This is a genomic window from Streptomyces sp. NBC_00878, from assembly GCF_026341515.1.
Taxonomy (GTDB): domain Bacteria; phylum Actinomycetota; class Actinomycetes; order Streptomycetales; family Streptomycetaceae; genus Streptomyces.
On the sequence record NZ_JAPEOK010000001.1, the window covers coordinates 6,787,885 to 6,805,803 of the forward strand.

Below are 17,919 nucleotides of genomic sequence, written 5' to 3' on the forward strand. Positions count from 1 at the left end.
TAGGCTCTTGCGCTTTGGCCCGGATCGGTGGAAGGGGCGCGACGTGGGGACATGGCGGTTGTACGCGGCCGTCGCGGTGAGCGGGTTCCGGCGGTACGCGACCTATCGGGTGGCCACCGCCGCGGGTGTGTTCACCAACACCGTCTTCGGGCTGATCCTGGCGTACACGTACATCGCGCTGTGGGACGAAAGGCCTGGTCTCGGCGGGTACGACCAGTCCCAGGCGGTGACGTACGTGTGGCTGGGGCAGGGGCTGCTCGCGGCCGTCGCGGTGCTGGGCGGCGGTTTCGAGGAGGAGATGGTCGAGAGAATCCGTACGGGTGACATCGCGATTGACCTTTACCGGCCCGTTGATCTTCAGATGTGGTGGTTGGCGGCCGAGGCGGGGCGGGCCGGGTTCCAGTTGGTGGGGCGCGGTGTGGTGCCGATGGCGTTCGGGGGGCTCGTGTTCCATCTCGCGCTCCCGGCCGACGTCGGGACCTGGCTGGCGTTCCTCGTCGCCGTCGTCCTCGGCGTCCTCGTGAGTTTCGCGATCCGCTACATCGTGGCGCTGCTGGCGTTCTGGTTCATGGACGGGACGGGTGTGCAGCAGCTGGCCGTTCTCGCGGGGATCTTCTTCTCCGGGATGACGCTGCCGCTGAACGTCTTCCCGGGCGCCCTCGGCGAGCTGGCCCGCGCGCTGCCCTGGTCGGCGCTCATCCAGGCCCCGGCGGACATTCTGCTCGGCGAGCGCACGGGCTTGGGGCTGCTGCGTACGTACGTCTTCCAGGCCGCCTGGGCTGTGGGGCTGCTGGCGGTGGGCCGTCTGGTGCAGTCGGCGGCGACGCGCAGGGTGGTGGTCCAGGGTGGCTGATGTCGAGGAGCGGCGCGACGCGTACCGCGGCTTCGAGCCGGTCGGCGGCTCGCGGCTGGTGGACGGGCTGCGTGTCTACCGGCTGATCGCCTGGATGTGGATCCGCTCGACGATGGCGTACCGCGCGTCCTTCGCGATGACCGTCTTCGGGAACTTCGCGGGGACCGCGCTCGACTTCGCCACGATCCTGCTGATGTTCTCGCGGGTCGACGAGCTCGGCGGCTACACGCTGGGCGAGGTGGCGTTCCTGTACGGGCTGTCCAGTACCGCGTTCGGTCTCGCAGAGCTGATGCTCGGCTCGACGGACCGGCTGGGGCAGCGAGTGCGCGACGGCACGCTCGACACGCTGCTCGTACGGCCGGCACCGGTGCTCGCGCAGGTCGCCGCGGACCGGTTCGCGCTGCGCCGCCTGGGCCGGATCACGCAGGGGCTGCTGGTCCTCGGGTACGCGTTCGTCGTACTCGACATCTCCTGGACGCCGCTGAAGGCGCTGCTGATGCCGGTGATGGTGGTCAGCGGGGCCGCCATCTTCGCGGCGGTGTTCGTGGCGGGCGCGGCCTTCCAGTTCGTGGCGCAGGACGCGTCCCAGGTGCAGAACTCCTTCACGTTCGGCGGCACCACGCTGCTGCAGTATCCGCCGACGGTCTTCGCGAAGGACCTGGTGCGCGGGGTGACGTTCGTGCTGCCGCTGGCCTTCGTCAACTGGGTGCCCGCGCTGTACGTGCTGGATCTGCCGTACCCGCTCGACCTGCCCGAGTGGGTCGCGTTCCTGCCGCCGCTGGTGGCGGCCGTCTGCTGCGCGCTCTCGGGGTTCGCCTGGCGCGCGGGTCTTCGTTCGTACCGGAGCACGGGGAGTTAGCCGCACATGGACACGCAGACGGATGTCGGCCACGCCGACGATCACGCAGATGACTTCATTCGCCTCGACCGCGTCGAGAAGGTCTTCGACGTACGCAAGAAGACTGGCTTTCTGCGCAGTGAGCGGCGGCAGGTGCGGGCGGTCGACTCGATCTCCTTCACCGTGCCGCGCGGCGAGATGGTCGGCTACATCGGGCCGAACGGCGCGGGCAAGTCCACCACCATCAAGATGCTCACCGGCATCCTCACGCCGAGCGGCGGACGGCTCCGGGTGGCGGGCATCGACCCCTCGCGCGAGCGGACCCGGCTCGCGCACCGCATCGGGGTGGTGTTCGGGCAGCGGACGACCCTGTGGTGGGACCTCCCGCTGATCGACTCGTACCGGCTGATGCACCGCATGTACCGGATCCCGGACGCGCGGTACGCCGCGAACCTCGACCGGTGTGTCGAACTCCTCGAACTGGGCGCCCTGTTGGACGTGCCCGTGCGGCAGCTCTCGCTCGGGCAGCGGATGCGCGGGGACATCGCGGCGGCGCTGCTGCACGATCCGGAGGTGCTGTACCTGGACGAGCCGACGATCGGGCTCGACGTGATCAGCAAGGCGAAGGTGCGGGAGTTCCTGCGGGACCTCAACGCCGAGCGCGGCACGACCGTGCTGCTCACCACGCACGACCTGACCGACATCGAGCAGCTGTGCCAGCGGGTGATGGTCATCGACCACGGGCGGCTGATGTACGACGGGCCGCTGACCGGGCTGCACGAGATCGGAGAGAGCGAGCGGACGCTCGTGGTGGATCTGGAGCGCGAACTTCCGCCCATCGAGGTGGAGTTGGCGCGGGTGGTGAAGGTCGAGGGGCCGCGGCAGTGGCTGGCCTTCCCGGCGGCGGAGTCGGCGGCGCCGCTGGTGGCGCGGATCGCCGCCGAGTATCCGCTGGTGGACCTGTCGGTACGGGAACCGGACATCGAGGCGGTCATCAGCCGCATGTACGCGGAGAAGACGACCTCGTAGGCTTCTGTCCATGACGGACGAACTGCCCGACGAACGTCCCGACGGGCTTCCCGAGCTGCGCGCCTCCGACGCCGACCGTGAACAGGTCGCCGAAGTGCTGAGGGACGCCCTCGCGGAGGGCCGCCTCGACATGACGGAGTTCGAGGAGCGGCTGGAGGCGACGTACAAGGCGCGTACGTACAAGGAGTTGGCGCCCATCACCCGGGATCTGCCCGCGCCCGGTGTGACTCCGCCCTCCGTGCCCACGGTGTCGATGGTCAAGCGGCCCGCCGCCGAGGTGGGGAGCTGGGCGAGCCGGATCGTCGGCGGTGAGGGCTCCTCCCAGTGGGGTGTCTCGATCATGAGCGGGTTCGAGCGCAAGGGGCGCTGGACCGTGCCGAGGCGGTTCAACGCCTTCACGCTCCTGGGCGGCGGTGAGATCGACCTGCGCGACGCGAACTTCGCCGCCGGCGAGGTCGTCGTCAACTGCGTCGCGATCCTGGGCGGGTTGAGCGTGATCGTGCCGCCCGGTGTCGAGGTCATCGCCCGTGGCATCGGCATCATGGGCGGCTTCGACCACACGCAGGAGTACGAGCCGGGGGATCCTGGCGCGCCGCGCGTCGTCGTCACCGGGTTCGCCCTCCTGGGCGGGGTGGACATCGAGCGCAAGGTGACCAGGGCGGAGCGGCTCCGCCTGAAGGAGGAGCGGCGGCGGGAGCGGCAGGAGCGGCGGGAGCTTCGGCGGGGCCGGGACTGACTTCTGGGCCTGAGCCCGTGCCCGAGCCCGAGCGCTCCCGCGGGTGCGTCGTAGCGTGCGGGCCGTATGTGGCTTGTCGCGCCCACGCGGCGGAGCCGCATATCGACACAGCCCCGCGCCCCTAAGGGCGCTACAGCTGGGCCGGAGCCGCGCCCTTCAGGTCCTCCAAGTCCAGGATTTCCGCCATGCGTTCGTAGCCCTTGTCGCTGGGGTGGAGGTGGTCGCCCGAGTCGTAGTCGGAGCGGAGGCGGCGGGGGTTGTAGGGGTCGCGGAGTGCCTTGTCGAAGTCGACGTAGGCGTCGTAGACCTTGCCGGAGCGGATCTGGGCGTTGACGGCCTGGCGGGTGTCCTCCAGGTACGGGCGGTAGCCGCGGTGGCCCTGCAGGGGCATGAGGGTGGCCCCGACGACGCGCAGGCCCCGGGCGTGGGCCTGGCGCGTGAGTGCGCGCAGCCCGGCGGTGATCTTGTTCGCGTCGGTCTGCTGGGGCGTGCGGAGGATGTCGTTGATTCCGAGGGCGACCACGACCACCCTGACGTTCGTACGGCCGAGCACGTCACGGTGGAAGCGGATCAGGCCGCTCGGGTTCTCGGCGGGCCGGCCGAGGCCGCTGGCCAGGACGCGGTTTCCGCTGATGCCCTGGTTGACCACGCTGTAGCGGGGGCCGTCGGAGGTGTCACGCGGCTCGCGCAGCCGGTCGGCGAGGACGTCCGTCCAGCGCCGGTTCTCGCCCACGGACGAGGTCGAGCCGTCGGTGAGCGAGTCTCCGATGACGACGACCGTGCCGTCCGACTCGTGGCTCAGCACGTCCAGCGCGGTCACGTAGCGCCAGAGCGGTGTCTGCCCGGTGTACGCGGCGCCGCTCGCGTCCTCCGTGCGGTCGCCCGCCGCCGAGTACGAGATCTGCCGTGCCTGCGGGTGGATGGTGATCGGCCCGGACGGGGTCGGCGAGTACGTCGTCACCAGCATGTCCGTGTCGTGCGGGATCAGCAGGCGCACGGCGTCGCTGACCACCTGCTGCCCGGCCGGTACGACCACCGTCGGGCTGCCGCGGAAGGTGAGGCGGCGCATGGTGCCTGCGGCAGCGGCGGCGTTGTTCGCGGTGGCCGCGACGGCGATCGAGGCGTGCGTGATGGTGAGCGGCTGCTGCCCGTACAGGTTGGACAGGGTGATCCGGGCCGCGGTGCCGCCGACGGCGACATGCACCACGTTGCGTACCGAATGGCCCGCCATGCCGTTCACCTCGGTGCCGGGCTCCGCCCCGACCGGGGACGCCGACCAGGCGCCCACCCAGGTGCCGGCGGACGCGGGGGCCGCAGAGCTGTGCGGCGAACGGCCGCCGGTGAGCGGCCTCTCCTCGGCGTCGTCGGCGGCGACACCTACGTATATGGCGACTGAGATGGCCACGATCACCGCGAGGATCGCGGCCAGCAAGGCATAACCGTGACGCTTGGTCATGCGGTGCGTATCTCCTTGAGCCGTGGGAGCCCGGGGCTCCGATGTGATGACCTCATGATGAGGCATGGCGCGGGGGCAGGCGGACGGGACCCCCATTGCCCCCGCCGCCCGTATCCGGTCTTCTGACCGTCTGACCCCTCCCGGAAGACGCCGGGAACTCCTGTTCCGTTCCAGGAGTCGGTCAGGTTGGGACAATGGGTGCGGGGGACAGGGAACGGGTGGAGTGGATGGACAGCGCGAAAGCGGATCAAACGGATGGAGCGGGGCCCGAGGGGCAGCATGCCCGGCCCGGCGGTGTGGCGAACCGCACGATGCCCGGGCAAACGGCGCCCGGACGGACGATGCCTGGACGAACGGTGCCCGGGCGCGCGATGAACTCGTTCAGCCCCGCCGACGAGGAGAAGTTCCGCGGGGTGCGCCGAATGAAGCTCACGGCGACCGGCATGCTGCTGTTCGTCGCCCTCGTCTACGTACTCGCCAAGTGGGCCGGGAACTCCGGCGCGGGCGCCTGGACGGGCTACGTCGCCGCGGCCGCCGAGGCCGGCATGGTCGGCGCGCTCGCCGACTGGTTCGCCGTCACCGCGCTGTTCCGCCACCCCCTGGGCATCCCCATCCCGCACACCGCGATCATCCCCACCAAGAAGGACCAGCTCGGCGTCTCCCTGGGCGAGTTCGTCGGCGAGAACTTCCTCTCGCGGGACGTCGTACGGCAGCGGCTGCGCTCCGTCGGCATCGGCAGCCGCCTCGGTGCCTGGCTGGCCCTTCCGGAGCATGCCGACCGGGTGACCGCGGAGCTGGCCACCGCCCTGCGCGGAGCCCTGGCCGTGCTGCGCGACTCGGACGTGCAGGCCGTCGTCGGCGAGGCCATCAACCGGCGGGCCGACGCCCAGGAGATCGCTCCCGGCATAGGGAAGATGCTGGAGAAGGTCGTCGCGGACGGCGGCCACCGGCGGGTCGTCGACCTGGTCTGCGTACGCGCCCACGACTGGCTCGTCCTCCACAACGACCAGGTGATGGACGCCGTACAGGGCGGCGCCCCCGGCTGGACCCCGCGGTTCGTCGACAAGAGGGTCGGCGAGCGCGTCTACAAGGAACTGCTGCGCTTCATCACCGAGATGCGCGACATGCCCGCCCACCCGGCCCGCGGCGCCCTCGACCGCTTCCTCACCGACTTCGCGGGCGACCTCCAGTCCGACACCGACACCCGCGCGCGCGTGGAGCACCTCAAGCGGGAGGTCCTGGGCCGCGGCGAGGTCCAGGACCTGATCGCGTCCGCCTGGGCCTCCGTACGGCAGATGATCGTGTCCGCGGCGGAGGACGAGCGCAGTGAACTGCGGCTGCGCGTACGGGCCTCGCTGCTGTCGCTCGGCGCGCGGATGGCCACCGACCCGAAGCTCCAGGCGAAGGTCGACGGCTGGGTGGAGGGGGCGGCGGTGTACGTCGTGACGACGTACCGCGACGAGATCACCTCGCTCATCACGGACACGGTCGCGGGCTGGGACGCCGAGCACACCTCGAAGAAGATCGAGGCACACATCGGCCGTGACCTGCAGTTCATCCGGATCAACGGCACGGTGGTGGGCTCGCTGGCGGGGCTGTTGATCTATACGGTCTCGCGGGCGTTGGGGGCGTAGACCCGGCCACCGTCACGTGCCGTCACCCGCCACCGCCCGTCGGCCCCCGGCACCCCGCGCGACTGTCGGGCCGCCCTCCCGGATTCCCCGACGTCCGTCGGGTGACCTGCGAGGATGCCCCATGACACCGTTTCCGGTACGACGCAGCGACGTAACGACGCGGAGCCGCGACGACGGAAACGCGCGTCGAATCGGAGGACGAGATGACGACCTATCCGCTGGACCCGGAGCTCGCCGCGGCCCTGCCCATGCTGCCCGAGGCCGACTGCTCGGACATCGAAGGGGCCCGGGCCGAGGCGGTGGCGGGCATCGACGCGCTCCTTGAAGGTGTGGACACCACGGGCGTGGACGTCTTCGAAGTGGTGGCACCCGGGCCGGAGGGTGCCCCGGACGTGGTCCTGCGCGGCTACCGCCCGCAGGGCGTCGAGGGCCCGCTCCCCGTGATCTACGACATCCACGGCGGCGGCTTCATCCTGGGCAGCGTGGACTTCGACCACGGCACCAACACGGAGTTCGCGCGGGAACTGGGCGCCGCCGTCTTCTCCGTCGAGTACCGGCTCGCCCCCGAGAACCCGTACCCCGCCGGCCTGGAAGACGCGTACGCCGGACTCGTCCACCTCACCAAGAACGCCGCCGAGCTCGGCATCGACCCCGCCAGGATCGTCCTCTACGGGATCAGCGCCGGTGGCGGCATCGCGGCCGGTCTGGCGCTGCTCGCCCGCGACCGGGGCGGCCCCGCGATCACCTTCCAGTACCTCGGCGTCCCCGAACTCGACGACCGCCTCGACACCCCCAGCATGCGGGCCTTCACCGACACGCCCCTGTGGAACCGCCCCAACGCCGTCATCAGCTGGGACGCCTACCTCGGTACGGGGGTGCCCGGCAGCGCCGGTGTCCCGGTGTACGCGGCTCCCGCCCGGGCCACCGCTGAGCAGCTTGCGGGGCTGCCGCCGGCGTACGTCTCCGTCATGGAGTTCGATCCGCTGAGGGACGAGGGCATCGACTACGCCCGTGCGCTGCTCGCGGCCGGGGTGAGCGTGGAGCTGCACCTGTTCCCGGGCACCTTCCACGGCTCGGCGTTGGTCCCGCATGCGGAGGTCTCCCAGAGGGAGGCGGCGGAGGCGGTTGCTGTGCTTCGGAAGGCGCTGTAGCGCTCCGCTGGGTGGGGCGGGGGAGTGCCTGTCGTTTGTCGGGTGCGGGTGCGTTGTGGCTGGTCGCGCAGTTCCCCGCGCCCCTAAAAGACGCCGGTGTCGCCGTTGCTCTCTCGCGGCGCCCCTGAGAGCGTCCTAGTCCGCCAACCGCAGCGCGTACAGCGCCAGTTGGGCCCTGAAGCGGGCCTGTGGGTCGCTCAGGCGGTAGCCCAGTGCGGATTCCACTCCTGCGAGGCGGGCGGCGACCGAGCTGTGGTGGAGGTGGAGGTCGGTCGCGGCGTGGCGGAGGGAGCCGGTGCGCAGGAGGGCGGTCAGGGCGGCGAGGGCCGCCGGGCCGCCCTTGCCCTCGGCGAGTTCGGCCAGGGCGCGCACGTCGGGCTGGGCCCGCAGCCGGTCGACGGGAATGTCGGCGAGCAGTGCCACCGGCCCGAGGGTGTCGTGGTCGACGACGGCCTCGTCGGGCAGCCCGGCCGCGTCGACCGCGAACCGCAGGGCGAGCCGGGCCTGCGCCCAGGAGACCCCGGCGTCCAGGGCGGGCGCGCTGCCGCCGATCCCGATCCGTACGCCCTCGGCGCCCTGCTCACGGAGGAACGCCCGCAAGTCGTCGGCGGCCGACGCGGCACCCGGCACCAGCGCCACGGCGAGCGGGCCGACCGCGGCGACCCGCACACCGGGACGCAGTTCGCGTCGCCCGAGCACGGCCACCGAGGAGGTCCCGGCGACGGCGACGACCCGCAGCGGCTGTTCGGGCACCAGGCCCAGCAGGCGCAGCGCCCGCGCCCGGTCCTCGACGGCCTCGCGCTCCGACAGCACCCGCTCGACGAGCGCCGGGTCCGCCACCTGATGAGGCGCGCTGTCCTGCTCACGGCTGCCGTGTACGACGCCCGCGGCGATGGCCATCCACTCCAGCACCAACTCGTCGAAGGGCCCCGGCGCCCCCGGCCGCTCCAGCCACACCCGGCCGCCCGGCGCGAACTCGGCACTCCTGGAGACCGTGCCGACAGGCCCCGCCGGTACGGTCCCGGCCGGCCCGAACCGCACCACACGCCCGCCCACCTCAAGCCCCGCGGGACACTCGGCCAGCCCGGCCGTGGACCGCACGAGCGACTCGGCGTCGAGCCGCCCGGCCCCGAGCAGCGCCTCGAAGTGCGCGATGACCCGCAGCGCCGCGGCAGCGTCCGCGTCGAGGGCCGACAGCCGTAGCAGCAGTCCCTTCATGACCTGGGAGTCTAGGCCGTGGGTGGGGCGTACGGGTCGGTGGTACGGGTGGGTGGTACGGGCCGGTGGTACGGGCCGGTGGTACGGGCCGGTGGTACGGGTGGGTAGAACGGGTCGGTCGTGCGCTCCCGTCGTGCGCTCTCGTCGTGCGGCTGGGAGGAATGGCCCAGCGATCTGAGTACGCGTACTCTGTCGGCCCCGCGTACGACTGGGGAACTCTCGTTCCCATGACCGAGAAGCTGCTGGGCCTCCTGTCGAAGCGCCCCTGGACGGAACGCTGGCTGACCCGCCTGCTGGGTGCCGCCCTGTCCTCGGCGGCGTACCTCCTCTGTCTCCCCTGGGACCTGCGCAACCGCCCCGAGTCACCCGGTTCGACGACCGAGACGACCCCGGTGACCGTCCTCGGTGTCGCGGTCCTGGCCGTGTTCCTGCTCCTCCTGGCCGTGTACTTCGGTCACCGCGACGCCCTCGCCTGGCCCCTGCTCCTGGTGGCGGGGCCCCCGGCGACCCTCATGTACCTCTCGTTCCGCACGGACCCCGAGCCGCCGGACGCGTCCATGTGGCCGCTGACCTGGGCGTTCTCCACGCTCATCATGGCGGCGGGGGTGCTCGTCGCGGCGTCCGTGGCCCGGCAGTTCAGGCAGGACACGGGGGACTCCATGGAGGGGTTGGTGTTCGCTCACTCCTCGTCGGGAGCGGGCGGTGGTTCCTCGGCCGTCACGCGCCCGTCGTGGAACCCGGGCGGACGATCATGAGGATCGTGACGGTGGCCCAGAGCAGGTTGAAGATGCCGGTGAACATGGCGAGCCGGACGGTCACGCGGGAGTCCGTGGCGACGCCGGTGGCTGCCCCGGTGGTCGCCCCGGTGGTCGCGTCGGCACCGGCCGCCGCGGTCCCGTCCGCCGCCTCCACCGCTTCGAGGAGCTCCTCCTGACGCGGCAGCACCAGGGCCAGCAGGACCGCCGCCGCGATCCCGGTCAGCGCCATCGAGGCGATCAGCCAGGCGTCGTCGAGTACGCCCATGCTCATGGCCGTGGCGAAACCGAGGACGGGGACGGCGATGCCGAGGCCCGCGTACACCCGGCAGATCCGGTGCAGCAGCCGTAGCGTCTCCGCCGCGCGCTGGTCGCCCGGATCGGCAAGGGCGCGGCGCGCGCTGGGCGGGAACATGCTGGCCGCCACGGCGACGGGCCCGACGGCAACGATCGCGGCGAGGACGTGGAGAACGAGGAGGAACTTGGTCACGAGGGGACGGTAGACGGCGGACCGGATCTTGAGGAAGTGGCGGTATTGCCAAGGTCCAACGGATTTTCGCCAGCCCGGTGCCAGCGGTGCCAGCGGTGTCAGGGGCGGTTGTCAGCTGGTTCCGATGGGCGGTTCCCCGGCCGTCGGCCACGAGCGGCGGGCCGGCAGCAGGCTGACGCGCGGTTGGCCAGAATCCGCGCTACCCCTACTCTTTCGCCATGCACACCGTGGCCGTACTGGCACTCGACCAGGTCATCCCGTTCGACCTCTCCGCGCCGATCGACACCTTCAACTGGGCCCGGCTGCCGGACGGCCGCGCGCCCTACCGGATCAAGGTCTGCTCGGTGACCGAGGAAGTGAGCGCGGGCCCGTTCACCGTACGGGCGCCGTACGGTCTGGAGGCGCTGGCCGAGGCCGACACGATCGTCGTGCCGGGCACCACCGACCCGACCGTCCCGCTGCCGCCGGGAGTGGCCGAGGCCCTGTGCGCGGCGGCGGCGAACGGGACGCGCATCGCGTCGGTCTGCGTCGGCGCGTTCATCTTCGCCGCCACCGGTCTGCTGGACGGGCAGCGGGCGACGACGCACTGGATCGCGGCCGCGGACCTGGCCGCCATGTACCCGAAGGTGACGGTCGACCCGAACGTCCTCTACGTCGACAACGGCCAGTTCCTCACCTCGGCCGGCGCCGCCGCGGCGATGGACATGTGCCTGCACATGATCCGCCTGGACTACGGCTCGGCCGTCGCCGCACACGCGGCCCGGATGTCCGTGATGCCGCTCGAACGGGAGGGCGGGCAGGCCCAGTTCATCGTCCACGCCCAGCCGCCGGCCCCCGCCGGTACGACGATGGAACCCCTGCTGAGCTGGCTGGAGGAGCACTCCGACCGCGACCTGACCCTGGACGACATCGCAGCCCGGGCGGGCACGAGCGCCCGTACGCTCAACCGCCGGTTCCGCGAACAGACCGGGACCACGCCCTTGCAGTGGCTGCACCTGGCGCGGGTGCGCCGCGCCCAGCACCTCCTGGAGACCACGACCCATCCGGTCGAACGGATCGCGGTCCAGGCGGGGTTCGGCTCACCGACGGCCTTCCGCGACCGCTTCAAGCGGGTGGTGGGAACGAGCCCGCAGGCCTACCGGAGGGCGTTCCGGGGAGCGCCGGTGAGCTAGGCCCCGGCCCCTCCCTGCTTGTTGGCGCCCCCGTAGGGCGAGGCAATTGTCGTGTGAGTCCCAGCGACACGCCGGGTTCACGGCGTGTCGCTGGGACTCACAACCCACTTGCCGGGGATCTGACGGGATCGCCAACAGCGTCGGGGAGACCCCGGGGAGGGGCCGGAGCGGCCTCCGAAGGAGCCGACTCAGCCCCGCCGGTCGGCCACCGCCCAGGACGCCAGCGCCACGGCCCCGGCCACCCCGAACACCGCGGGCCACGCCCCCACCTTCTTGGCGAGCGGATGCGATCCGGCGAACCCGGCGACGTACGCGACCGTCAGCGCACCGGCCGCCCGCCCACCGGCCTGCTGCCGCCACCGCTGCGCCGCCGCGGCCCCGGCGACAGCGAGTACGACCCCGCCCAGCGGGCGCTTCTTGGTCCAGCGGGCGACCCCGTACCCACCGATGAGCCCACTGGCGGCCACCGCCGCGGCCGGTACCTTCGCCATCACTGCCTCCTGATGCTGCTTCCGTACGGGCTTCCGTACGGTCGACCGAGGCTAACCCGTGCCTATCGGGGGCCTGCCGTACCGGGTGCCCGCCCTACCCGTGCCCGCTCTACACGGGGGCGCCCGGCACCACCTCGTCCGAGATCGGCAGGCCCAGCCCCGCCACGGCACGGGAGACCAGCCGGGCCATCTCGACCGCGCCGCGCTCCTGGAAGTGGGTGTTGTCCTGGGCGCCGTTGGGGAAGTTCGGGTACTGCCCCGCGGCCAGCCACAGGAAGATCCCCTTGGACGCCTCGATCCCGATCCCGTCGAGGTAGGTCCGGCTGGCCGCCGAGAGGTCGACCAGCGGGGCACCCTCCTCCCGCGCGACCGCCCGCGCGGCATCCACGTACGCCGGGAAGGAGACGTTGAACTTCCCGGTCGCCGTGTTGTAGGAGCGCCGCGACACCGGTGTCACGACGACGGGCGTGGCACCCCGGGCCCGGGTCGCGCGGATGTAGTCGTTGCGCAGGTACTCCTTGTAGTCGGCGGGTGACGTGTACCGCTCGGGATTGCTCACGGTCGCGTCGTTGTGCCCGAACTGCACGAAGAGGTAGTCGCCGGACCTGATCACCTGATGGATCGCGGCAAGCCGCCCCTGCTCGATGAAGGACCGCGAACTCCGCCCGCCGATCGCGTGGTTGGCGACGGTGATGTTCGAGGTCAGATACGCGGACAGCTTCTGCCCCCAGCCCGCCTGGGGGTAGAAGCGGGAGTTGTACGTCTGGGCGGTGGAGTCGCTGGCGATGTAGACGGTGCCGGTCGCGGCCACGGCGGCTGCAGCGGCAGCGGTACCGGGCAGACCCAGGGCGCCGAGGGCTCCGGCGCCGACCGCACCCGCGGTACCGATGAGGAACCGTCTACGGCTTCTGCTCACACTGGCGTTGCGGCTCATCTGACCTTCCCTGCACAGGAGTTGGGGAACTGTCAGAGGAAGGTGGCAGCCGCACAGGGAAAGGTTGCCGGGGCCCCACGGGGTCTCACTGGCGTGCGTCCGTCAGCCAAGTGCGCCAGACGTGGCGGCTGTTGGGCATCTCGGGCCGGTCCAGCATCCACAGCACATACCCGGCGTGCAACTGAGCCCAGGGATTCTCCGAACGCCGGGCCCCCTCCAGCCGTACCCGCAGCGGGTCCCCGTCGACGACCCGGGCGATACGCACGTACGCGCGATCCTTACAGCGGTAGGCACGCCGTACGACGATCTCCACCAGGTCGATCAGTTTGGCCCGGGCCATCGGATCCTGTCCGACGGTGTCCGTGGCCAGATCCCGGATGAGCCCTTCCTTCGTCCCCCACGCCTTGGCATGGCTGGTCCACTCCTCCGGATACCGGGCCTCCCACTCCAGGAAGAGCAGCGCGTAGGGCAGCCCGGGCCACGAGACGAGGTCCTCGTAGTCCAGTCTGTCCCACACCCCGTCGGGCAACGAGCGGCTCCGGAACCGCAGGTACTCCTCGTGGGCCAACCGCAGAACCGGATCCTCGTACGGGTACTTCACCCCGCGCCCCTGCAGCGTCAGCAGCGTCTGGTTGAACCGATCCTGAGCCTCCGCGGTCGCTTTCCGGGCGGAGGCCAAGTGATCGAGAGCGGCGGCCCGTTCGGCCGGATCGCTCGCGATCAGTCCGTGTGCCCACGCCAGCCGCTCGTCCCACGCCCGGGCGTCGTCCATGTCCGCCCCGCGTCCTCTCCCATACCCCATGGGACCGATCATCCCCGAGCGCGCCGCGCTCCGCTCCTCCGGGCACCGGTACCGGGAGGGGCGGGGGTGGCGCGTCTCAGATCATCCGGCGCAGAGCGTGTCGGATCGGCGGACGCACAGCGTCCCGGATCGGCCGGGACAGGGCGTGTCGGATTGGCCGGCGCAGAGCGTCACATTGGCGGTGCCGCCTCTGGACACGGTCTTGGGGGTGTGGGGGTCCACCTGGATGACCGTGCCAGGCTCGCCGTACTTGCCGCAGTCGATCTCGCTGACCGTGCCCAGCCTGGTCTGGGTCTTCGCGATCTTCACCATGATCCGCCGGACGTAGGCGTCCGGGGCGTCCTTGGCCGCGATGGTGCGCCACTTGCGGCAGATCCGCTCCAGGGTTTCCTGGACCAGGTCCTCCGCCGTCTCACGGTTCCCGGTCAGAACGAGGGCGCCACGGAACAACGGGCCCGACCGCGCGGCGACGAACCCATGGAAGTCCATCTCCACCCACTCGCCCCCGGCCCTGCCCCTTACCCCGGCCCCGCCCCCGGCCTCACCGCGACCGGCACTCAGCTTCCCCTCGGTTACCAGATCCACACGCTCCTCCCTTCCTGTCACCCCCTCGACGCGGAAGCCGCGTTTTCTGCTGCACGGCGAGGGTGAGACCTGGGTCACAGGCGGGACGGCTTCGCCTGCGAGGCGCTGTCGCGAGGCGCTGTCGCGAGGCACGTAGTGCGTTCGCAGCCGGGCAGGCGCACTCTGGAATCAGTGGGGAACAGCTGGAGACAGCCGTCAGAGGCAGCTTGGAACAGCGGTTCCGGAGGTGATCGTGATGATGACGAAGACGATGAAGACCGCTGTCGGATGGCACATAGAGCTGGAATTCGAGGAGGACGACAACCGCACCCGCGCGGCCGCCCTCGTACGTCTCCCCGACGGAAACGAGGTACGGGCCCACGGCTACGCGAGCCGCCACCCCGTCGACTCGAACCAGCCGAGGGTCGGCGAGGAGGTGGCCGGCGCCAGGGCTCTCAACGAACTGGCGATGCAACTGCTGACCAAGGCCCACGACGAAATAGACGAGGCCTCGGGCCGGACATCACGCCCGCTGACCTGAGCGGCGGGGCAATGAGTTGTGTTCACCCTGAACGTGCAGGTCGCGAGGGTGGCGTGGGTGGGTGATGCCGTACTCGTGCTGGCTGTCGGGGGTTGTCCGCGGTGTAGATCGTCGGTCTGCGGGCGATCTCGTGCTGGTTGAGGATCACCAGCGCGTATTCGAGCCGTGAGCCCAGCCCACGTTCAGGCACAGCTTGGTCTGCTCTCGCTCGCAGCGGGTGTGGCCGAGCCGGAACACATAGCGGTGAGCGCCGCGGTGGCGCATGTCGCGAGCGCCGACCGTGACCAGGGCTTCCCGGAGCCAGACGGCCCGGTTGCAGCCGGCCCGCGACAGAGACCCTCACGCGGAGGAGACAGAGACCCTCACGCGGAGGAGACAGAGACCCTCACACGGAGGAGACAGAGACCCTCACACGGAGGAGCGGGGATGGTTCTGGTCGCGCCAGGCGCGAGGCGAGATTCCGTATGCCTGTTTGAACACCTTGCTGAAGTGGGTCGCCTCCACGAAGCCCCACCTTCGGCCTATCGCTGCGATCGTCCGCAGTCGGCCGTTCGGGCCGGCCAGCTCTCGCCTGCATTCGGCCAGGCGGCGTGTACGGATCCAGTCTCCGAGGGTGATGCCCGACCGGGACAGCACAGCGTAGAGATGACGCACGGAGATGGCGTGTGCGGCGGCTATCCGTGCCGCCGACAGATCGGGATCAGCCAGGTGCTCCCGGATGTAGTGAGTGATCCGCAGGCTGAGTGTCGCCTCCAACGGGCCCTTGGCCAGGCTGGAGTTACCGTGCTGGGACGCCAAGGCGGCACGGAGCAGTTCGATGCTGGGTTCCACGACGGCGTCGGCGTGCGCGCTCTGGTGCAATTCGTCGCTGACCGCCAGTTGGGAGAAATAGGTGAAGGCGAGGCGCGCAATGGGGTTGTCGGATCCCAGGGGGACCGCGGTGATGTCTCGTAGCAACCGGTCGGGGAGCGAGAGTGCCGCGCGAGGGAACCGGATGAAGCGGTGGTCGACTCCGTCGTCGAAGAGAAGTGTGTAGGGAGCGATCGATTCGTAGACGGCGCAGTCTCCCGGCCTCAGCAGGCACTCGCGGCCGTTCTGCACCACTACGCTGCTGCCCGTCATCTGAACACCGAGAGTGACGGCCGGCTCCTCGTCCTCCCGGGCGAACCGCTCCGTCCGACGGAGAGTGACCGCGGTCGCCCGCGCCGAACAGATCTTGATGGGCCCCACGGCGCCGAGCCCTATGCGAACGGAGATGTCCTCAGCCGGAGGGCGGTGGTCGATATCGACCGCCACCATGGATTGCCACACCGCGTTCCGGATCACTTCCTCCCGGTCCCGCGGCGGTATGAACGCGGTGTCCAGGACCGGGCTCATGAGGCAGACCTTCGTCTGCGTCGGTCATAGAGCCCGCCTTGCAGTACCTCGGCCCGTTCCCCCACAAGTTCCCCCTCGACACGGACGGTTCCCGCCGCCAGTTTGGCTGGATTCGATCTCGCTTTGCAATGGCTTCGACGGCAAACGCAGGGCCCTCGCCTGATGTGGCGTCAACTTGAGGCTGTGCACTACGGACAAGGTTCCCTGCACGGATGACAAAGTCCGATGGTCACGGTGACCCTATGGTCCATGGGCGAGGCCGTCACTGAGACGACATCACCGACCAGAAGGGTTGCATCGTGCAACGTGTATCCACGACACTCCGCATGCGGATCGGAGTGTTGGGGGCTTTGGCTCTCCTCTTCGCCGCCGGCCTGACGGCCAGCCCGATGATGACCACGCCGGCCCACGCCGCCTACGGTCCGTGCAACACGACGGTGAAGCGCGCATCTGGGATCTTGGCAACCTACACAGTTCCCGCGCGCACCGATAACGGTACGAGCTGTTACATGCAATATCACACGGGCAGCGAAAACGCCGTGAAGGTGCTGCAGCTGGCCATCCTTCGCTGCTACAGCGACACCTATGCCGCCAACCGGATCCGTGCCACCGGAGGAGCAGACGGGTTCTACGGCACCGGCACGGTGGATGCCGTTCGGTGGCTCCAATCAATGCTCGGCGTGAGCGCCGACGGCGTCTACGGGCCGGCGACCCGTAATGCCCTGAAGTGGCCGGCATATTGGCAGGACCCCATGACCGGGGACGATCGCATGAGCTGCGACACTCGGTCGTTCTAGTCACCACAACGTCTGTCGACGCTGACCTCCGCGCCGGAAGTCAGCGTCGATGGCTGCCTGTCAAGCGGGGCAGTTGTCACGTTGGTTGACCGCCTCACCAGCGGTGGACGGGCGGGGCGGCCGTTGGCGTACGTACACCCGGTATATGTACACCCGGTATACGTACACCGGGTCGGCGCGGTCCAGACGGCAGAACCACTGTTTCAGAGGTCGCAGGGCGCCTTCCGATAGGTTCGTTCGGGTTCGATCACGTCCCGTTGGGGGGACGGACCCGGACCGACGCGCGAGGGAGTTCGTATGGCATCCATCCACCGCACGACCATGACACCCACCAAGCTGGAGTTGCTCGCCGACTGGCTGCCGAAGCAGAGCTGGTACGTGGGCGGCGACGCGGAAACGCCGGAACTGGTCAAGTCCGGCGGATTCCGGCTGGACGATCCGGAGGGCGAGGTCGGGATCGAGTTCATGGTGGTGGTGGACGCGGCCGCGCAGGAGCCGGTGGCGTACCTGGTACCGATGGGCTACCGCGCCGAGGCGCTGGAGGGCGCCCCCGGCGAGGCACTGATCGGCACCTCCGAACACGGGGTGCTCGGCACCCGCTGGATCTACGACGGCGTCCACGACCCGGTGGTGACGGCACAGTTGGACGCCCTCCTGCGAGGCAAGGCGACACCGCAAGCCCAGAGCAAGAGCGACACCCCAGACCCGACGGTCACGGTGCACGAAACTGCCCCGGACGACGGCCAGGGCCCCGACGACCAACTCAACGACCAAGTCAATGTTCAGCTCAACGTTCAACTCAACGTTCAACTCAACCGCGTCCTGCGACCGGAGGAGCCCACGCAGAGGCCATCCACACGCCTGGTCGCCGGGTGGACTTGGCCAGACGGAACGGCTACCCGGGGCGTACTCGCCACGGTCGCGCCGCGGTAGAAGGCCGCTGGTAGGTGGGGCCGCGGTAGGTGGGGAGCGCGGTAAGTGGGGAGCGCGGAAGCGGCACGGCGCCGCCAGAGTGGTTCAGTCAGCCCCGGCATCGCGACGAGCTGTTCGTCCGACACCGCTGACGGCATCGCGCCACCGG

Annotated in this window: 19 protein-coding genes; 11 read left to right on the top strand and 8 right to left on the bottom strand. The window is 70.3% G+C overall.

Annotated elements, in window-relative coordinates:
* Positions 1-43 precede the first annotated feature (43 nt).
* From OHA11_RS29465 to OHA11_RS29480, 4 genes are read left to right on the top strand one after another with little or no spacing between them, the layout of a single operon-like run.
* Positions 44-853, top strand: coding sequence for an ABC-2 family transporter protein (locus tag OHA11_RS29465; protein ID WP_266501535.1), 810 nt, complete (start codon positions 44-46; stop codon positions 851-853).
* Positions 846-1,712 carry an ABC transporter permease gene (locus tag OHA11_RS29470; RefSeq protein WP_266501537.1) on the top strand — a complete coding sequence of 289 codons (867 nt, stop codon included), beginning with the start codon at positions 846-848 and terminating at the stop codon, positions 1,710-1,712. Before OHA11_RS29465 ends, OHA11_RS29470 begins: the two co-directional genes overlap by 8 nt.
* A 6-nt stretch (positions 1,713-1,718) precedes the next feature.
* Positions 1,719-2,720 (top strand): ATP-binding cassette domain-containing protein, encoded by a 1,002-nt coding sequence (locus tag OHA11_RS29475; protein ID WP_266501539.1) that lies wholly within the window; start codon positions 1,719-1,721, stop codon positions 2,718-2,720.
* Between the two features lie 10 nt (positions 2,721-2,730).
* A complete protein-coding gene (locus OHA11_RS29480; RefSeq protein ID WP_266501541.1) occupies positions 2,731-3,456 on the top strand; it encodes a DUF1707 domain-containing protein in 726 nt (241 codons plus the stop codon).
* A gap of 130 nt (positions 3,457-3,586) precedes the next feature.
* Here the strand turns inward: OHA11_RS29480 and OHA11_RS29485 are convergent, their stop codons facing one another.
* Positions 3,587-4,912, bottom strand: coding sequence for an SGNH/GDSL hydrolase family protein (locus OHA11_RS29485; protein WP_266501543.1), 1,326 nt, complete (start codon positions 4,910-4,912; stop codon positions 3,587-3,589).
* 227 nt (positions 4,913-5,139) lie between these two features.
* Between OHA11_RS29485 and OHA11_RS29490 the strand changes: the two genes are divergently transcribed.
* Together OHA11_RS29490 and OHA11_RS29495 are read left to right on the top strand one after the other, a co-directional pair.
* Complete coding sequence (locus OHA11_RS29490) at positions 5,140-6,546, top strand: DUF445 domain-containing protein (protein WP_266501544.1); 1,407 nt, start codon at positions 5,140-5,142, stop codon at positions 6,544-6,546.
* Between the two features lie 203 nt (positions 6,547-6,749).
* Positions 6,750-7,697, top strand: coding sequence for an alpha/beta hydrolase (locus OHA11_RS29495; protein WP_266501546.1), 948 nt, complete (start codon positions 6,750-6,752; stop codon positions 7,695-7,697).
* A gap of 135 nt (positions 7,698-7,832) precedes the next feature.
* On the opposite strand, the gene OHA11_RS29500 is transcribed toward OHA11_RS29495, so the two are convergent.
* The gene (locus OHA11_RS29500) at positions 7,833-8,915 is read right to left on the bottom strand and encodes a CdaR family transcriptional regulator (RefSeq protein WP_266501548.1); all 1,083 of its coding nucleotides are present in this window, start codon (positions 8,913-8,915) and stop codon (positions 7,833-7,835) included.
* A 227-nt stretch (positions 8,916-9,142) separates the two neighbouring features.
* Between OHA11_RS29500 and OHA11_RS29505 the strand changes: the two genes are divergently transcribed.
* Positions 9,143-9,670, top strand: a complete 528-nt coding sequence (locus tag OHA11_RS29505) for a hypothetical protein (RefSeq protein WP_266501551.1) — start codon at positions 9,143-9,145, stop codon at positions 9,668-9,670.
* On the opposite strand, the gene OHA11_RS29510 is transcribed toward OHA11_RS29505, so the two are convergent.
* On the bottom strand, positions 9,633-10,160 hold the full coding sequence (locus OHA11_RS29510) for a protease (RefSeq protein ID WP_266501554.1): 528 nt from the start codon (positions 10,158-10,160) through the stop codon (positions 9,633-9,635). The two genes, OHA11_RS29505 and OHA11_RS29510, sit on opposite strands and share 38 nt — an antisense overlap.
* Positions 10,161-10,378: 218 nt before the next feature.
* Here OHA11_RS29510 and OHA11_RS29515 point away from each other — a divergent pair, with 218 nt between their 5' ends.
* Positions 10,379-11,332 (top strand): GlxA family transcriptional regulator, encoded by a 954-nt coding sequence (locus OHA11_RS29515; RefSeq protein ID WP_266501557.1) that lies wholly within the window; start codon positions 10,379-10,381, stop codon positions 11,330-11,332.
* Positions 11,333-11,520: 188 nt separating this feature from the next.
* On the opposite strand, the gene OHA11_RS29520 is transcribed toward OHA11_RS29515, so the two are convergent.
* From OHA11_RS29520 to OHA11_RS29535, 4 genes are all read right to left on the bottom strand, one after another.
* A complete protein-coding gene (locus tag OHA11_RS29520; protein WP_266501558.1) occupies positions 11,521-11,823 on the bottom strand; it encodes a hypothetical protein in 303 nt (100 codons plus the stop codon).
* A gap of 109 nt (positions 11,824-11,932) precedes the next feature.
* Positions 11,933-12,757: a rhamnogalacturonan acetylesterase gene (locus OHA11_RS29525; protein ID WP_266501561.1), complete on the bottom strand. Its 825-nt coding sequence runs from the start codon at positions 12,755-12,757 to the stop codon at positions 11,933-11,935.
* Between the two features lie 85 nt (positions 12,758-12,842).
* Positions 12,843-13,529: a hypothetical protein gene (locus tag OHA11_RS29530; RefSeq protein ID WP_266501564.1), complete on the bottom strand. Its 687-nt coding sequence runs from the start codon at positions 13,527-13,529 to the stop codon at positions 12,843-12,845.
* Between the two features lie 111 nt (positions 13,530-13,640).
* Positions 13,641-14,048, bottom strand: a complete 408-nt coding sequence (locus tag OHA11_RS29535; protein ID WP_266507547.1) for a sigma factor — start codon at positions 14,046-14,048, stop codon at positions 13,641-13,643.
* Positions 14,049-14,382: 334 nt separating this feature from the next.
* Here OHA11_RS29535 and OHA11_RS29540 point away from each other — a divergent pair, with 334 nt between their 5' ends.
* Positions 14,383-14,664: a DUF1876 domain-containing protein gene (locus OHA11_RS29540; RefSeq protein ID WP_266507549.1), complete on the top strand. Its 282-nt coding sequence runs from the start codon at positions 14,383-14,385 to the stop codon at positions 14,662-14,664.
* Positions 14,665-15,072: 408 nt separating this feature from the next.
* Here OHA11_RS29540 and OHA11_RS29545 read toward each other — a convergent pair whose 3' ends face one another.
* On the bottom strand, positions 15,073-16,041 hold the full coding sequence (locus OHA11_RS29545; protein WP_266501567.1) for a helix-turn-helix domain-containing protein: 969 nt from the start codon (positions 16,039-16,041) through the stop codon (positions 15,073-15,075).
* Positions 16,042-16,367: 326 nt separating this feature from the next.
* On the opposite strand from OHA11_RS29545, the gene OHA11_RS29550 reads away from it, so the two are divergent.
* Together OHA11_RS29550 and OHA11_RS29555 are read left to right on the top strand one after the other, a co-directional pair.
* Positions 16,368-16,838 carry a peptidoglycan-binding protein gene (locus OHA11_RS29550; protein ID WP_266501570.1) on the top strand — a complete coding sequence of 157 codons (471 nt, stop codon included), beginning with the start codon at positions 16,368-16,370 and terminating at the stop codon, positions 16,836-16,838.
* A gap of 297 nt (positions 16,839-17,135) precedes the next feature.
* The gene (locus tag OHA11_RS29555; RefSeq protein ID WP_266501571.1) at positions 17,136-17,771 is read left to right on the top strand and encodes a 1,4-alpha-glucan branching protein; all 636 of its coding nucleotides are present in this window, start codon (positions 17,136-17,138) and stop codon (positions 17,769-17,771) included.
* The last annotated feature ends 148 nt before the right edge of the window (positions 17,772-17,919 follow it).

Bases quoted from the DNA above. Each gene is read 5' to 3' on its own strand.
- OHA11_RS29475 (WP_266501539.1), top strand. From the start codon at position 1,719: ATGGACACGCAGACGGATGTCGGCCACGCCGACGATCACGCAGATGAC.
- OHA11_RS29480 (WP_266501541.1), top strand. From the start codon at position 2,731: ATGACGGACGAACTGCCCGACGAACGTCCCGACGGGCTTCCCGAGCTG.
- OHA11_RS29485 (WP_266501543.1), bottom strand. From the start codon at position 4,912: ATGACCAAGCGTCACGGTTATGCCTTGCTGGCCGCGATCCTCGCGGTG.
- OHA11_RS29490 (WP_266501544.1), top strand. From the start codon at position 5,140: ATGGACAGCGCGAAAGCGGATCAAACGGATGGAGCGGGGCCCGAGGGG.
- OHA11_RS29495 (WP_266501546.1), top strand. From the start codon at position 6,750: ATGACGACCTATCCGCTGGACCCGGAGCTCGCCGCGGCCCTGCCCATG.
- OHA11_RS29500 (WP_266501548.1), bottom strand. From the start codon at position 8,915: ATGAAGGGACTGCTGCTACGGCTGTCGGCCCTCGACGCGGACGCTGCC.
- OHA11_RS29505 (WP_266501551.1), top strand. From the start codon at position 9,143: ATGACCGAGAAGCTGCTGGGCCTCCTGTCGAAGCGCCCCTGGACGGAA.
- OHA11_RS29515 (WP_266501557.1), top strand. From the start codon at position 10,379: ATGCACACCGTGGCCGTACTGGCACTCGACCAGGTCATCCCGTTCGAC.
- OHA11_RS29520 (WP_266501558.1), bottom strand. From the start codon at position 11,823: ATGGCGAAGGTACCGGCCGCGGCGGTGGCCGCCAGTGGGCTCATCGGT.
- OHA11_RS29525 (WP_266501561.1), bottom strand. From the start codon at position 12,757: ATGAGCCGCAACGCCAGTGTGAGCAGAAGCCGTAGACGGTTCCTCATC.
- OHA11_RS29530 (WP_266501564.1), bottom strand. From the start codon at position 13,529: ATGGACGACGCCCGGGCGTGGGACGAGCGGCTGGCGTGGGCACACGGA.
- OHA11_RS29535 (WP_266507547.1), bottom strand. From the start codon at position 14,048: ATGGACTTCCATGGGTTCGTCGCCGCGCGGTCGGGCCCGTTGTTCCGT.
- OHA11_RS29540 (WP_266507549.1), top strand. From the start codon at position 14,383: ATGACGAAGACGATGAAGACCGCTGTCGGATGGCACATAGAGCTGGAA.
- OHA11_RS29545 (WP_266501567.1), bottom strand. From the start codon at position 16,041: ATGAGCCCGGTCCTGGACACCGCGTTCATACCGCCGCGGGACCGGGAG.
- OHA11_RS29550 (WP_266501570.1), top strand. From the start codon at position 16,368: ATGCGGATCGGAGTGTTGGGGGCTTTGGCTCTCCTCTTCGCCGCCGGC.
- OHA11_RS29555 (WP_266501571.1), top strand. From the start codon at position 17,136: ATGGCATCCATCCACCGCACGACCATGACACCCACCAAGCTGGAGTTG.